Annotated in this window: 12 protein-coding genes; 7 read left to right on the top strand and 5 right to left on the bottom strand. The window is 53.7% G+C overall.

Annotation, left to right across the window (positions count from 1 at the left end; all coding sequences use genetic code 11):
* The first annotated feature begins 38 nt into the window (after nucleotides 1–38).
* The 4 genes from SGBXF1_RS04590 to SGBXF1_RS04575 all read left to right on the top strand — a co-directional run bounded on the left by SGBXF1_RS04590 (nucleotide 39) and on the right by SGBXF1_RS04575 (nucleotide 4,074).
* Nucleotides 39–509 (top strand): GNAT family N-acetyltransferase, encoded by a 471-nt coding sequence (locus SGBXF1_RS04590; RefSeq protein ID WP_186427898.1) that lies wholly within the window; start codon nucleotides 39–41, stop codon nucleotides 507–509.
* A 122-nt stretch (nucleotides 510–631) separates the two neighbouring features.
* Nucleotides 632–1,492, top strand: a complete 861-nt coding sequence (gene tehB, locus SGBXF1_RS04585; protein WP_186427897.1) for an SAM-dependent methyltransferase TehB — start codon at nucleotides 632–634, stop codon at nucleotides 1,490–1,492.
* A 168-nt stretch (nucleotides 1,493–1,660) separates the two neighbouring features.
* Entirely contained in the window at nucleotides 1,661–2,299 is a 639-nt protein-coding gene (gene leuE, locus SGBXF1_RS04580; protein ID WP_037423363.1) for a leucine efflux protein LeuE, read from the top strand.
* Nucleotides 2,300–2,574: 275 nt separating this feature from the next.
* Nucleotides 2,575–4,074, top strand: a complete 1,500-nt coding sequence (locus SGBXF1_RS04575; RefSeq protein ID WP_130379407.1) for an aldehyde dehydrogenase family protein — start codon at nucleotides 2,575–2,577, stop codon at nucleotides 4,072–4,074.
* 35 nt (nucleotides 4,075–4,109) lie between these two features.
* On the opposite strand, the gene feaR is transcribed toward SGBXF1_RS04575, so the two are convergent.
* Complete coding sequence (gene feaR, locus SGBXF1_RS04570) at nucleotides 4,110–5,024, bottom strand: transcriptional regulator FeaR (RefSeq protein ID WP_037423431.1); 915 nt, start codon at nucleotides 5,022–5,024, stop codon at nucleotides 4,110–4,112.
* 249 nt (nucleotides 5,025–5,273) lie between these two features.
* Between feaR and SGBXF1_RS04565 the strand changes: the two genes are divergently transcribed.
* On the top strand, nucleotides 5,274–5,996 hold the full coding sequence (locus SGBXF1_RS04565; RefSeq protein ID WP_186427896.1) for an acid phosphatase: 723 nt from the start codon (nucleotides 5,274–5,276) through the stop codon (nucleotides 5,994–5,996).
* 3 nt (nucleotides 5,997–5,999) lie between these two features.
* Here SGBXF1_RS04565 and SGBXF1_RS04560 read toward each other — a convergent pair whose 3' ends face one another.
* Nucleotides 6,000–6,641, bottom strand: coding sequence for a DsbA family protein (locus SGBXF1_RS04560; protein WP_037423370.1), 642 nt, complete (start codon nucleotides 6,639–6,641; stop codon nucleotides 6,000–6,002).
* Between the two features lie 211 nt (nucleotides 6,642–6,852).
* On the opposite strand from SGBXF1_RS04560, the gene SGBXF1_RS04555 reads away from it, so the two are divergent.
* Together SGBXF1_RS04555 and SGBXF1_RS04550 are read left to right on the top strand one after the other, a co-directional pair.
* Complete coding sequence (locus SGBXF1_RS04555) at nucleotides 6,853–7,101, top strand: hypothetical protein (protein ID WP_037423372.1); 249 nt, start codon at nucleotides 6,853–6,855, stop codon at nucleotides 7,099–7,101.
* A gap of 345 nt (nucleotides 7,102–7,446) precedes the next feature.
* A complete protein-coding gene (locus SGBXF1_RS04550; RefSeq protein WP_186427895.1) occupies nucleotides 7,447–7,683 on the top strand; it encodes a hypothetical protein in 237 nt (78 codons plus the stop codon).
* A gap of 62 nt (nucleotides 7,684–7,745) precedes the next feature.
* Here SGBXF1_RS04550 and SGBXF1_RS04545 read toward each other — a convergent pair whose 3' ends face one another.
* From SGBXF1_RS04545 to SGBXF1_RS04535, 3 genes are all read right to left on the bottom strand, one after another.
* Nucleotides 7,746–8,330 carry a flavin reductase family protein gene (locus tag SGBXF1_RS04545; RefSeq protein ID WP_037423375.1) on the bottom strand — a complete coding sequence of 195 codons (585 nt, stop codon included), beginning with the start codon at nucleotides 8,328–8,330 and terminating at the stop codon, nucleotides 7,746–7,748.
* 214 nt (nucleotides 8,331–8,544) lie between these two features.
* Nucleotides 8,545–9,777: a YncE family protein gene (locus SGBXF1_RS04540; protein ID WP_130379397.1), complete on the bottom strand. Its 1,233-nt coding sequence runs from the start codon at nucleotides 9,775–9,777 to the stop codon at nucleotides 8,545–8,547.
* Nucleotides 9,778–9,823: 46 nt separating this feature from the next.
* Nucleotides 9,824–12,745, bottom strand: coding sequence for a condensation domain-containing protein (locus SGBXF1_RS04535; RefSeq protein ID WP_186427894.1), 2,922 nt, complete (start codon nucleotides 12,743–12,745; stop codon nucleotides 9,824–9,826).
* Between the last annotated feature and the right edge of the window lie 97 nt (nucleotides 12,746–12,842).

Raw genomic sequence — 12,842 nt, 5'->3', positions numbered from 1 at the left:
CAGCTATGACAGCGCATCAACCGTAAAGGAATAACGTAATGATTGAACTCATAGACATGAACCAGCAGGACTTTGAGCGTTACCGCGTTCACGGGATCGAAGAATATGCCCGTGATCTGGCGCGTTCGTTGCTGTTAAGCCAGGAGCAGGCACGGGTGGAGGCAACCGCGTCCTACAACGACGCCCTGCCCAATGGGTTGGCAACGCCAAATCATCGGCTGGTTTGTGCACGCGTGAGTGGATCAGCCGAGAATATTGCCATCGTCTGGTACAGCATTAAACAACGCACCTTCGGTAAACAGCTGTTTGTTTACGATTTTGAAGTGGATACTGCCTGGCGTGGCAAAGGCTATGGTGAGAAAATCCTCAGCGCAGTGTTGGATGCCGGGCGAGCTGCCGGTGCAGAATATGCCGAGTTGGCAGTCTTCGACGACAACCCGAGCGCAGCCAGACTGTATACCCGACTCGGCTTCAAGGCCGTCAACACGCGAATGTACCGAAAACTCTAAATCGCGCCTTTCATGATCGTGGGCATTTTCAATGCGACAATAAACATGTATTTTATATGCAACATATAAAATCATTCTGCTGGTCCGCTCTGTGCGGCAATGCAGAATCCAAGGAGAGATGCATGACTGAGCTGCTGTGTTATAAAATCCTGCCAGAATGGAACAGCACCACGCTACCGGAAAGTTTCCAGCAAAAGCACAACACCCAAAGTGGCACCTGGGCCAAACTCACCCTGCTGAGTGGCACGCTGTCCTTCGCGCTCATGACCGAAGAGGGCGAAACCACCGAAACCTGGCAGTTTAGCCCCGAGAGCCAACCGCCGTTTATCGAACCACAACAATGGCATCGCATCGTTTCATTTTCTGATGATATGACCTGCCAACTGGCTTTCTATTGTTCACCTGAAGATTACTACCACAAAAAGCACCAGCTGACGCGCACCCATTCCGAAGTGATTGAGGCCGTGCAGCGTATCGCGCCCGGTAAAGCGCTGGATCTAGGCTGTGGCGGCGGACGCAATTCGCTCTACCTCAATCTGAAAGGCTTCGATGTCACCGCCTGGGACAAACACGCTCCCTCTATTGATAATCTCAACAGCATTATCGACAGCGAAGGCCTGTCGCACATTCGCGCCAGCGTGCAGGACCTCAATACGCATAGCTTCAGCGGTGAGTACGACTTTATTCTTTCCACTGTGGTATTTATGTTCCTCAATCCGGCGCAGATCCCCTCGCTGGTGAAAAACATGCAGGACAGCACTGTCAGTGGCGGTTACAACCTGATCGTCGCGGCGATGGATACCCCAGACTATCCTTGCTCTCTGCCCTTCCCGTTCACCTTTGAGGCGGGTGAATTGAATAACTATTACGCCAACTGGGACGTGCTTAAATACAACGAAGACGTTGGCCAATTACACAAAACCGATGCTGCCGGCAATCGCATTTCTTTGCGTTTTGCCACGCTGCTGGCACGCAAGCCATAAAATTCCCGCGCTCCCCGTATAACGGGCTCATGACTGCCAGCGCCGAAATGCGGCAAACAACATGAAGTTTATTACGTTGCCAACCCGTGGTTACGGCGTTAGGATCGCGCCCGGCTACGGGTGTAGCCAGTGTTATTGGTTGTCAGTTCCGCGCATAGAGAGGTTATTGTGTTAGAAAGTTTTGGCGTCCTGAATCTTTGGACCTATCTGGTCGGGGTGATTTTCATCATCATTTTGCCAGGCCCGAATACGCTATACGTTTTAAAAACCGGTGTTACACGTGGCGTACGCGCTGGCTATACCGCCGCACTGGGCGTGTTTATTGGCGATGCTATCCTGATTTTTTGCGCCTATATTGGCGTAGCCTCACTGATCCGTACGACGCCATTCCTGTTTACGCTGGTGCGATTTCTCGGTGCGATTTACCTGCTGTTCCTGGGAGCAAAAATTCTCTACGCCACCTTTATCCAGAAAAATGCGGAGCAACATCCTCAGGTTGAAGGCAGCCATAGCATCCTGCGTAAATCACTGACACTCAGTCTGACCAACCCGAAGGCGATCCTGTTTTATGTTTCGTTCTTCGTGCAGTTCATCGACTTTGACTATGCCCATACCGGCCTGTCGTTCACTATTCTGGCGTTGATCCTCGAATCAGTCAGTTTTATCTACATGACTACGCTGATCTTTAGCGGCGCGATGCTGGCGCATTTCTTTAATCACAAGAAAGGTCTGGCAAAACTGGGTAACGGTCTGATTGGCCTGTTGTTCCTCGGTTTCGCTACCCGCCTGGCCACTCTCAGCTCCTAACCTCGCTCACAACGGCTGACTTGTTCAGCCGTTAGCCTTCCCCCGTTATGTCACGCAGGGCAAACCGATTGTCAGGCAGACAAAAGTCGATCTTCTCTGCCTGCTGTAGACTTTAAAGGTTAACGATTTACCCAAAATAATTGGCGTTGCATCAAGGCGGCTAACGACCCAATCCCGATGAGCTGACACAAGTGAGTGACCCGGATGAGAAGAGCCAACACAAATGTCGCGTCAAGGATTAAGGGTACGACCTATTTTGTCTGACCGGAGGGCGTATGCCTGACAATACCCTAGCAGTGATGGACAACGTTTCACGTTTTCTCGATCGTCATCATGGTCTGTATATCGACGGCCAATGGTGTGAATCCAGCGCCGAAGGTCGGTTGGCAGTGTATAACCCCGCCGATGGGCAGCAAATTTCCTCTACCGCAGACGCCAACGTGCAGGACGTCGCACGCGCCGTCCAATCTGCCCACCACGCATTTACCTCTGGGGTCTGGGCACAACGCTTACCCGCAGAGCGCGAACGTATATTATTACGCTATGCCGATCTGGTTGAACAACACACCGAAGAGTTGGCACAACTGGAAACGCTGGAACAAGGCAAGTCGATCAATATTGCGCGTATGTTCGAAGTTGGCTGCACGCTAAACTGGATGCGTTACACCGCCGGGCTGACCACCAAGATCACCGGGCAGACACTAGACGTGTCGATCCCGATGCCGCCAGGCGCCAAATACCAGGTGTATACCCGCAAAGAACCGATTGGCGTGGTCGCCGGTATTGTGCCGTGGAACTTCCCATTGATGATCGCCATGTGGAAAGTGATGCCAGCGCTGGCCGCAGGTTGTTCTATCGTCATCAAACCCTCAGAAACCACCCCACTTACCGTATTGCGCATGGCCGAACTGGCAACCGAAGCCGGTATTCCGCCAGGAGTATTCAACGTGGTAACCGGTAAAGGTAGCGGTTGTGGCAAAGCGCTGACCGAACATCCATTGATCGCCAAAGTAAGCTTCACCGGCTCCACACCCGTTGGCAAAGGGATCGCGCGCGCCGCAGCGGACCGCCTGACACGTGTAACACTGGAGCTCGGTGGTAAAAACCCGGCTATCGTCCTGAAAGATGCCGATCCACAACAGGTCATCGAAGGCCTGATGGCCGGCAGCTTCCTTAATCAGGGCCAAGTGTGCGCCGCCAGTTCGCGAATTTATATTGAAGCGCCGATCTATGACACTCTGGTGGCTGGGTTCGAGCAGGCAGTGAAATCACTGTCCGTTGGGCCGGGAATGGATGCCAGTGCGCAGATCAACCCACTGGTCTCCAGCGATCACCGCAATAAAGTGGCCGCGTATCTGGATGACGCCAGGTCCAAACATGCAGAGCTGATCAGCGGCGCATCCGGGCCAGACTCACAGGGGTTCTATATCCCACCAACGCTGGTGATTAACCCGGACGACAAGCTGAACCTGACGCGTGAAGAGGTCTTTGGCCCGGTGGTCAATTTGATCCGTGTCGCAGACGCCGAAGAAGCACTGCAAAAGGCCAACGATACCGACTACGGTTTGACCGCCAGTCTGTGGACCACCAGTTTGCAATCCACGATGGCTTACACGCCACGCATTCAGGCCGGTACGGTGTGGGTCAACACCCATACGTTGATCGACGCCAATATGCCTTTCGGTGGATTCAAACAGTCGGGCAGCGGGCGTGATTTCGGCCCGGATTGGCTGGATGCCTATACCGAATCCAAATCCGTGTGCATTCGTTACTAAGAATGGTCCAAAGCATCAGTAGCCCTTTTATGGTGCTACTGATGCTGTTTGCGGTATTCGCTCGGCGAAACGCCAAAACGGCTTTTGAAAGCAGTAGAGAAGTGGCTGTGATCGGTAAAACCCCATTCATAACCGATAGTTGCCAACTTTTGTCGTTCCGGTGCACGGCTCAGAGCCTGCGCACAAAGATCCAGACGGCGGTGCTTGATATATTGCGCCACCACCAGTCCCTGGCGGGAAAACATCCGATACAAACTACGTACCGACACGCCCAATTCACTGGCAATCCATTCTGGCCGCAACTGCGGTGATTGAATATGTGTGTCGATAAACGCCAGCGTTCGGGTGAAACTGCGCGGGTGACTATCAACCTCAACCTCGCGATCGACCAGCGCTGGATGTAACAACGTCGCGACGGCGCTCAATATCGCTTCGCTCTCCGGGGCGCTCATCTGCGGGTCTTGCATGCAGCCCAACACCAGTTGCCGACTAAGTCGCACTACGCTGTTTTGCGCGTCGAGACGCCGTGCACACTGCAAATCGGGCGCGTGCGCAGATTGTTCGAAATAGCTGCGTGGCATCAGTAACGAAATTTGGCGGGAATCTTGTTGAAAGGTAAAGCTGCTGGTACGTGAAGCGTCGATCAATGTGACGTCGCCGGCAGACAGTACCGCCTGCCGATCTCCCTGCTCCATCAATGAACTGCCACGCAATTGAAAGACAGTGAAAAAGTGCGAACCGTCGCTGCGGGCAATCTCTTGATGGGTACGATATAGGCGGGTATGGGCAGCATCAACCACACTCAGGCGTAGCGCATGGGCGCGGAACTCTTGCATCGCACCGCTAAACCCAGGCCCCAGCGTCTTGGCGCAAAACCGGCCACAGGCGGAATTGATTTTCGCCAGCCACTCCTCAAAGCCGACTTCCCTGCTCTGTGCGGAAATTGTCATGGCTTCCCCTTCAAACATCAGCGATGAACGCTGTCGAACCGCAAGCGGCATTGAACAGAAAACCAACATAACAATCCGATAACATACAATCAATGTCGTGACCGGGATCTGGCGCAGGGATCACAGATTGCCCCCACAACACAGGCGCAGTCATCAAATTGACACGTCCCCTTCATGTAACCATCACATTGCTCGCCAAATATAGAGCTCAGTTTGATGACAGCCACCTTCACACCATGGGTATTCCTAATGAAATTATTACAAAAATCTGCGCTGGCACTGTGTTTATTCACCGCTGTCACCCTGCCTGCGTTCAGCGTTTATGCCGCCGAAGACGCACAACCCTTCACAACTGCACAGCAGGTTGACCTGACCCAGATCCTGCCGCCGCCGCCAGCCAATGACTCCGTGCAAACCAAACGGGAACTGCAAGAAGTCGTGGATATGCAGCAGAAAAGGACGCCGGAAATGGCCACACAGGCCAAGGCGGATGCGGAAGAAAATGTTTGGGTATATAGCAACGTTATGGGGCCGAAATTCAATGCCAAAGCGCTGCCGGTACTGAGTGCCTTCTTTGAACGTGTTGTCGCGACAGAAGCCGCCGTGGTTGATCCCGCCAAAGACTTCTGGAAACGTCCGCGTCCACATATGCTGGACAGCCGCATTGAACCGATTGTAAAACGCTCTACCTCCGGCTCCTGGCCTTCCGGTCACACCACGCTGGGCACGTTGATGGGCATTACGCTGGCCAATATGGTGCCGGAAAAACGCGCCGAGATCATGGCTCGCGCCTGGCAATACGGCGACAACCGCGTGGTTGCCGGTATTCACTACCCGTCGGACATTGAAATGGGTCGGATCGCCGGTAGCGTGATCAGCCAGCAGATCTCACACCAACAAGATTTCCAGCAGCAATACCAGCAGGCCCGCGAAGAACTGCGTCACGCGTTGGACCTGCCTGCCGGAAAATAATGCTTAAGGCTGGGTGTCGAGCAAATAGCGAACGACGGCCGCATACTCTTGTGCGTAGCCGTCGATGCTTTGGCTCGACATACCGGCATTATCGATCTTGTACTTACCGGAAACATAAAATGATGGCGTTGCGCGTACATCCAGCGCTTTCACCGCTTCATTCTGTTTGGCAATCATGCCTTTCACCAGCAGGCTGTGACGTGCGTTCTCATAAGCAGCAGCGTCAACACCGGCGGCGGCAAACACCCGCTGAATATCCTCTTCACTGTTGATAGCACGTTTCTTTTGCAGCTCGTCAAACAGCATACCTTCAATTTTATCTTCAATGCCCATCACCATCGCCACCGACCAGGCTTCGGTCAGCTCATTGCCTAATTTCCCCATCAGGCCAACGTGATATTTGGTCAGTTTAGTGCCCTCAGGCAGCTTCTGGCTGACGGTGCTCCCCACGTGGTAGGTATCAGCAAACTGGTAGCACGGGCCGCAATAGAAGGAGAAAAACTCCACGACCGCAGGCGCAGAGGCCACAGGCTTATCCAGACGACTATATTGTTCGCCAGCGCGAAAATCCGCCGCGGCAGCCATGGTCGGAAGTAACAAAACCAGCAATGTACCGGCGATCAGTCGATTAATTTTAGCCAACATACCTACTCCAATTCAGATGAGATCATTGTCCCTAACGCCGGTGATTTATAATCAAATTATCGGCTTAAGGCCAGGCTTTATTACCTTATGTTTATGTGGGATTGACGCACATCAAAGGCATAGCGCGGCCTGTCAGTGGTATTCTCCAGCCCAGGAACTATGCTTGAAAGAGGGCGCTGATTGTCGCAGGAGTGCCTGAGCCGAGGTAAAAATGACAGCGATTAATAAAAGTGTTGGTGAATATGACTTCACCGCAGAAAAGAGAGCCGGTGTGATTACCGGAACCATCAGCGGTGAATTCCCTGACAGTGATGCCAGCCTCCCACTGTTACCTTTTTCCGGTACCTTTTCGGCCACGTCGGTCGCAGAGGCCATTGACGATATTACCCGACAATTCCCTGACATAGAGCCAGCGATTGTCGATTTATTACGAGATGAAATGCTCAGCGCCGGATATTAACTCGTGCTGTCTCAATAGCCGTAACCCTCCGGATTAGAATAATCCTACTTACAGAATCTTTTCGGTTTCCCTACCCTTTCCATATTGCTAACACCCTCAGCAGAAGATGATACTAGCCACCTCAATGTAAAGTTAAAAGGGTATATTATGCGTCGTATTCTGATGTTCATCAGCGCGCTGACTATTAGCGCAATGCTTTCCGGTTGTATATTCCCACCACCAGGTGGTGGCGGTGGGCGTGGTGGTCCAGGCGGACACGGACATTATTTTAACGGGCCACGTTAAATAGCGGTCATATCGTTGACACTTACCAAGAATATAAAATTTAGCGTGCAGGTCATCATAATGAAAAAACTACTATTTGTTATTTCAGCCGTATTGGTATTAAATTGCACATCGGTTTTTGCTGCACCTCCTGTCAGTGAATATAATGGCAAACCAGTTATTCATCAGAATAATAAGAAACCGCATAGCAATAAAGTGCAGCCCAAACCACACCACAATAAAAAACCACTCAGAAAGCCGCATAAGAAAGCGCCAGAGAAACAGGCTCCGGAGTTCCGCCACGCGCACAACGATTAATGTCAGTGATTGGACACACAATAGCTAAAATATCCCCCTACGCAGGCGCTAGGGGGAATCACTTACAACGCTTTGGCCCGCAGGGTATCGCCGCTGCGAATAAAATTACCGGCGCCCAAATGATGGATAGTATGCAATTGCGGATCTGCGTCGGCAAAGCTCCAACGGCCACCGTGAAACACACGTTCGTCTGCGGCGGCGGCAATCACCTCACCAAAACAGGTATCATATTTCTGCTGCGCACCACTTTCAGGTAACAGGCGGCACTCCAACCACGCCACGCACCCTTGCTCTATCAAGGGCACGTTCAGACTGGCACTGGGGAACGTAGCAATATTGAACCGGGAAAATTTATCTTCCACTTCTTGCCCCGAAATGTTGCCCACTGCATAAGTCGTGTCGATAAACATCGCCGCAGGAATGCAGATGCCAAACACCCCACTCTCTTCGATCATCTGTCGGGAATGCGCATTTTTATCGACCACGATAGCAATCCGCGGCGGCGTAAATTCAACCGGCATCGACCAGGCGGCAGCCATCACATTGCGCCGTGCACCATCCTGACTTCTGCTGGTAATCAACACCGTCGGGCCATGGTTAAGCAAGCGGCTGGCATGTTCCAGTGCAACGGGACGAAAATGATTCATGGGAGGCCCTTATTGGTGTCTCTGGGTGATCAAACTTAAGGTAATGCGGCGTTTGCCTGTACTTTGCAGTGTAGATCTGCGTTGCTGTGGCGATCAATCACGTTGGCGGCACAGAAGCACGGAATGTGTACCTATGATAAGCCTGAGGTTGCCGATGCATTGAGGTTTGGCGAGGAGATACTGCGCCAGCATTCACTGGCGCAATAGGGTAAAACTAGTTTTTTGGTAGTTGGATGCGCACGACGCTTTCTGGTTTACCGGCCTTAGTACTGGCACCGTCGTTTTTCACCGTCACAAACAACACGTTGTTGCTGGTATCCAGCGCCAGGCTGTTCGGGTGCGGTGGCAACTCTACCGTCTGCAGTCGCTTGAGGGTCTTCGAGTCAAACACCGTCAGCGTCCCCACTCCGTGCTCAACACGAACCCCTTTGCGGTTGGTGACGTATACCCGTTGATTGTTCTCGTCCAACAGCAGGCCAATCGGCACCTCATCGGTCAGCTCGCTGGCCAATACCTTGCCGCTGTCCGCGTCTAATGCAAAGACCCGGTGCCCGCTACTGCGCTTCACGTAATCGTGCCCCAGATGCGTGTTGCGGTAATTGTCGCGATCGATCCCCTGATCCACACCTAACAGACGGTTGTTCTTACCGTCATACACCAGGTTCAGCAATTGATCCGCCTGGATCTCTTTGGTGGATGTGATCGCCAGCGTATCGGCATTCAGCGTGATCAGCTGCCCCTGCATATTGGAGACAAAGACGCGCCGTCCTTTCTCATCAAGCGTGATACCTACCGCGTTATAGCCAAAACCGGGGATCATTTTCTCCAGTTTTTTGTTGCGGGTATCCACTACAAACAGCACGCTATCCACCCCGAACCCCAGTCCAGGTAAGAAAAGACGGCCAGTCTGCGCGTCGTACTTCATTTCACGGATCCGGTACTGGTAGTCTTCAGTGATCTTGAAACGCTTAAGTTCCCCGAGCAGGAACTCCAGCCGTTTGCCGGTGATACCCGCGTCTTTATACGTCTTCTCAAGCATCGACTTTTCAGTCACGGTAATATTGCCAACCGCACGATTGGTGGTGGTATCCACCACACCGACCGAGCCGTTAAACCCTTGTGTCAGATACAACCGGTGGCTGGCATCATCCAGCGCTACGCCGAAGCCTTTCACCTGCAGAGGGATTTCCGCCTGCACTGCCAGCGTGGTTGGATCTAAACGCAACACACGAGAGCGAGCCTCTTCCTTCCAGTCCGGGGCGCTGACAAACAGCGACTGCTGGCTTGGGCTATAAGCCATCTCCACCAATGCCGACGATAATGGCTGACGCTTGATATCTTCAGGTTTGATCCCTGTGTCGCGAGCCTGAGCCGCACCGGCCACCACCAACGACGTGGCGATCAACAATGACAGTAAAGCGCGAGGTGATCCTATTGTTCCAGACATCCATTTATCTCCATGAAAGTAATAAAGTCAGTTAGGGTGAACAACGTCATTGCTGCGGTGCCGGCGGCAGGTCCGCAAGCGGTATATTCCCACCGTCCTGCTGGGAAAAATGCAAGAACACGTGTTGAATGGTATCGGCGATCAGCCCCGCCTGTTGCGCGGTGTAGTGATCGGTTCGATAGGTCATCATCACGCGCAGGGATTTCACGCCGTCGAGGTTTTCTTCCATCACTTCAAACTGCAAACCGAGCAGTGATTCAGTTTTCTCCGGTTCAACCTGGCGATACGCTACCGTGCTGCCGTCTTGTAGGGTGAATGCCCCGTTGAGCTTGATGCGACTGTGGATCTGGATGAACACTTCGAACATGTGATTCTTGCGATCGGCATGCGCACCAAATAACCCCTCTTCCACCAGATCAATCGGGATATCGGTGTAGGGCATCGAGCCATTGATGGTGTTCTTGACCTGATCGATCAGGCCAGCCACAGTGAGTTGCTCGGCGAAGCGCACCCGGTGCACCACCACGGTAGTAAAGTAGCCAATGGTGTCGAAGAACTCAGCGTCGTTGCGCCCGGAGGTAGACGTACCCACCAGCAGATCTGCCGGGCCCCCGAGGAGGCGCAGAGCCGAGGTGATACCGGCATAAACCACGTTGAACAATGAGGCATTGTTCTTCCTGGCCTGGGCGTATAGCCCATCCGCCACCGCAGGATCGACGTCAAACTCCAGCCATCCCCCGTTGACATCGGCCTCTGCCGGTACGGCAGGATGATGTGATGGTTCCTGCTGGAACAGCGGCTGCCCTACCGGTACATCACGCAAGTTATCCAGCCAGTAATCCAAATGCTGTTGTGCGACACCGCCTGCCTGTTGCTGCCGGGCAAAGGCATAAAACTGCGGCACATCGTTTGTCCATTGTGGCTTCTGCCCCGCGACACGGTAGCGATAGGCGATGCCCAATTCGTCCATCATCAGGTTTAGCGACCATTCATCCAGCACGACATGATGGAACAGCAACGACAACAATTGCTGGCCGGTTGCCGCGTCACGCAGGAAGGTGGCACGCAGCGGCAGCTCCGTGGTGAGGTTAAAGCGGTGTTCGCCCGCTTTGGCCAGCAATTCACTGCCGTTACCGGCCGGTGTTTCATGAGAGAAGCGGAACCAGGCATAGTCCAACAGTTCAGCGGCGGGCACCACTTGCTGGCATACCTCACCGTGGCGCTCGATAAACAGCGAACGCAATACGCTGTGGCGTGTCATCACATCAATAAATGCCTGGCGCAACGCCGTTTCATCTACCGGATCAAGGAAGCTAATAGCGAATGGCAGATTGAAGATTTCGTCGTGACCGAACGCCTCATAAACTTTCCACAGGGAATGTTGTGCCAGCGACAACGGAGCCTGGACGGCTTCGCCCTGCTGTTGCGTGACGAGTTCCTGCGTTGCCAGCGCTGTCGCAACATGACGTTTGGCATAAACCGACAAACCGCGGGCAGTGGCATGGCTGAACAGATCGTTAATGTTGAGCTCTATGCGATGCAAGCTAAGCAAACGGCCGATCACTCGGGTGGCCACCAGCGAATGCCCGCCGCGATCGAAGAAATCTTCATCAACGGTCATCTCTGGTGCAACCAGCGCCTCGCGGAACTCCGCCAGGATCAGTTGGGCGATCGCGTCATTTTCTTGCCCATCATTCACGGGCAAGGCGTGCTCAACTACAGCTAACGGCTGCTCAATGGCAGGAAGCAACGCCGTCGTGATAGTCCGCCCCGCCAGGAAAGCGACAAACTGCTCTAACAGGAACGGGGCAGCGTGCGGTGTTAAACGAGGATCCGCGATCAGTTCCAGTACCACCGAATCCGGATCGGGCAGGCTCAGCGCCAGCACCAATTCAAAAGGCGTGTGCAGCGGCGGCAGCAACAGTCGTTCAGCACTGACACCGTCAAGTTGCAGAGCCACAGATGAGTCCGCCAACCAGGTCACCAACAATTGGGCCACCTGTGGATTGGGGGCTTCCGCCGTTTGTTGCACCAGCAGCCGGTTTTCCACTTCGGGATCAGCAGGGTGTAGCGTCAGGCGTTTCAGCCGGGCAGCGCTCATCCAGGTTTCCACGCCGAGTGCCTGCTGTGCATCATCCTGCGGGATGCAGAGTTGTACCGGCAATCCACCGGACTGGGCTGAGATAAAGCGGCCAAAACGAACAGCGATCGCTGCCAATAACGTCGCCGGGTTATCAGCAACAGGCAGGATTTTACGCGCAACACGGGTCGCTATACGCACCCCAGCCTGTGCCAGAACATCATCCTGGACAACAGATGTGCGGTAATCCCGTAATGCCATCGCCTGTCGCGGCCACGGCAGCACGAGGGCTGTCGCTTCTGGCAGTGGCGCAACCGGCGGTATCACCTCAAAACCTTGCGCAGGGTCATTCCCGTTATACAGTGCCGATAACGTCTTCAATAACTGTCGGCATGACAACGTTTCCGCCAAAATATCGTGCGCCACGACGCCCAATACCACATCATTACCGGTGAAAACCCAAAAGCGCACCGGCGCTTCACGTGCCAATTCGAGAGGGGTGGCCTGCGCCTGCAACAAGTGACTAACTGCCTGTTGCTCATTCGCCACCGCCTGAATACTTATCGGGTTCAGGGTCGTATTCGCGCGCAGTTTGCGTAAGCCTTGCTCGTCATCAAAGTCATAGCGAACATCCAGTTCCGGCATTAATCGGCCCAGGGCTTCCAGCGCACTGACCAATCTGCCGATGTCCGGCTCACCGCCTAACCGCCAGGCCATTGCCTGCTGACTCCCCCCATCACCCCGCTGTTGGTGCATGAACCACGCCAGCTCTTCCGTTTCGCTCAATGACTGACTGGCGTCATCCGCCCGAACACCCAGGGTCTCGAACGCCAGATCCAGACGCTGGGCCTCGTCATCGCTGAGAATATTGTCAAAATAACCGCTCACTGCTTTATCTCCTTGTGCCCGGCCACGCCGGAACATCGGGGAATGCTGACGATAAGAAGAGACGTCAATACGCCCCTCTGACTGCTGACAAACTCAC

The organism is Serratia grimesii, assembly GCF_900186025.1.
GTDB classification, from domain to species: Bacteria; Pseudomonadota; Gammaproteobacteria; order Enterobacterales; family Enterobacteriaceae; genus Serratia; species Serratia grimesii.
The sequence above is the reverse complement of the archived record's forward strand: the minus strand, read 5'-3'. Positions and strand labels throughout refer to the sequence as shown.

Coding starts and splice junctions, on each gene's coding strand:
- SGBXF1_RS04560 (WP_037423370.1), bottom strand. CDS start 6,641: ATGTTGGCTAAAATTAATCGACTGATCGCCGGTACATTGCTGGTTTTG.
- SGBXF1_RS04550 (WP_186427895.1), top strand. CDS start 7,447: ATGAAAAAACTACTATTTGTTATTTCAGCCGTATTGGTATTAAATTGC.
- tehB (WP_186427897.1), top strand. CDS start 632: ATGACTGAGCTGCTGTGTTATAAAATCCTGCCAGAATGGAACAGCACC.
- SGBXF1_RS04545 (WP_037423375.1), bottom strand. CDS start 8,330: ATGAATCATTTTCGTCCCGTTGCACTGGAACATGCCAGCCGCTTGCTT.
- SGBXF1_RS04565 (WP_186427896.1), top strand. CDS start 5,274: ATGAAATTATTACAAAAATCTGCGCTGGCACTGTGTTTATTCACCGCT.
- SGBXF1_RS04540 (WP_130379397.1), bottom strand. CDS start 9,777: ATGTCTGGAACAATAGGATCACCTCGCGCTTTACTGTCATTGTTGATC.
- SGBXF1_RS04555 (WP_037423372.1), top strand. CDS start 6,853: ATGACAGCGATTAATAAAAGTGTTGGTGAATATGACTTCACCGCAGAA.
- SGBXF1_RS04575 (WP_130379407.1), top strand. CDS start 2,575: ATGCCTGACAATACCCTAGCAGTGATGGACAACGTTTCACGTTTTCTC.
- feaR (WP_037423431.1), bottom strand. CDS start 5,024: ATGACAATTTCCGCACAGAGCAGGGAAGTCGGCTTTGAGGAGTGGCTG.
- SGBXF1_RS04590 (WP_186427898.1), top strand. CDS start 39: ATGATTGAACTCATAGACATGAACCAGCAGGACTTTGAGCGTTACCGC.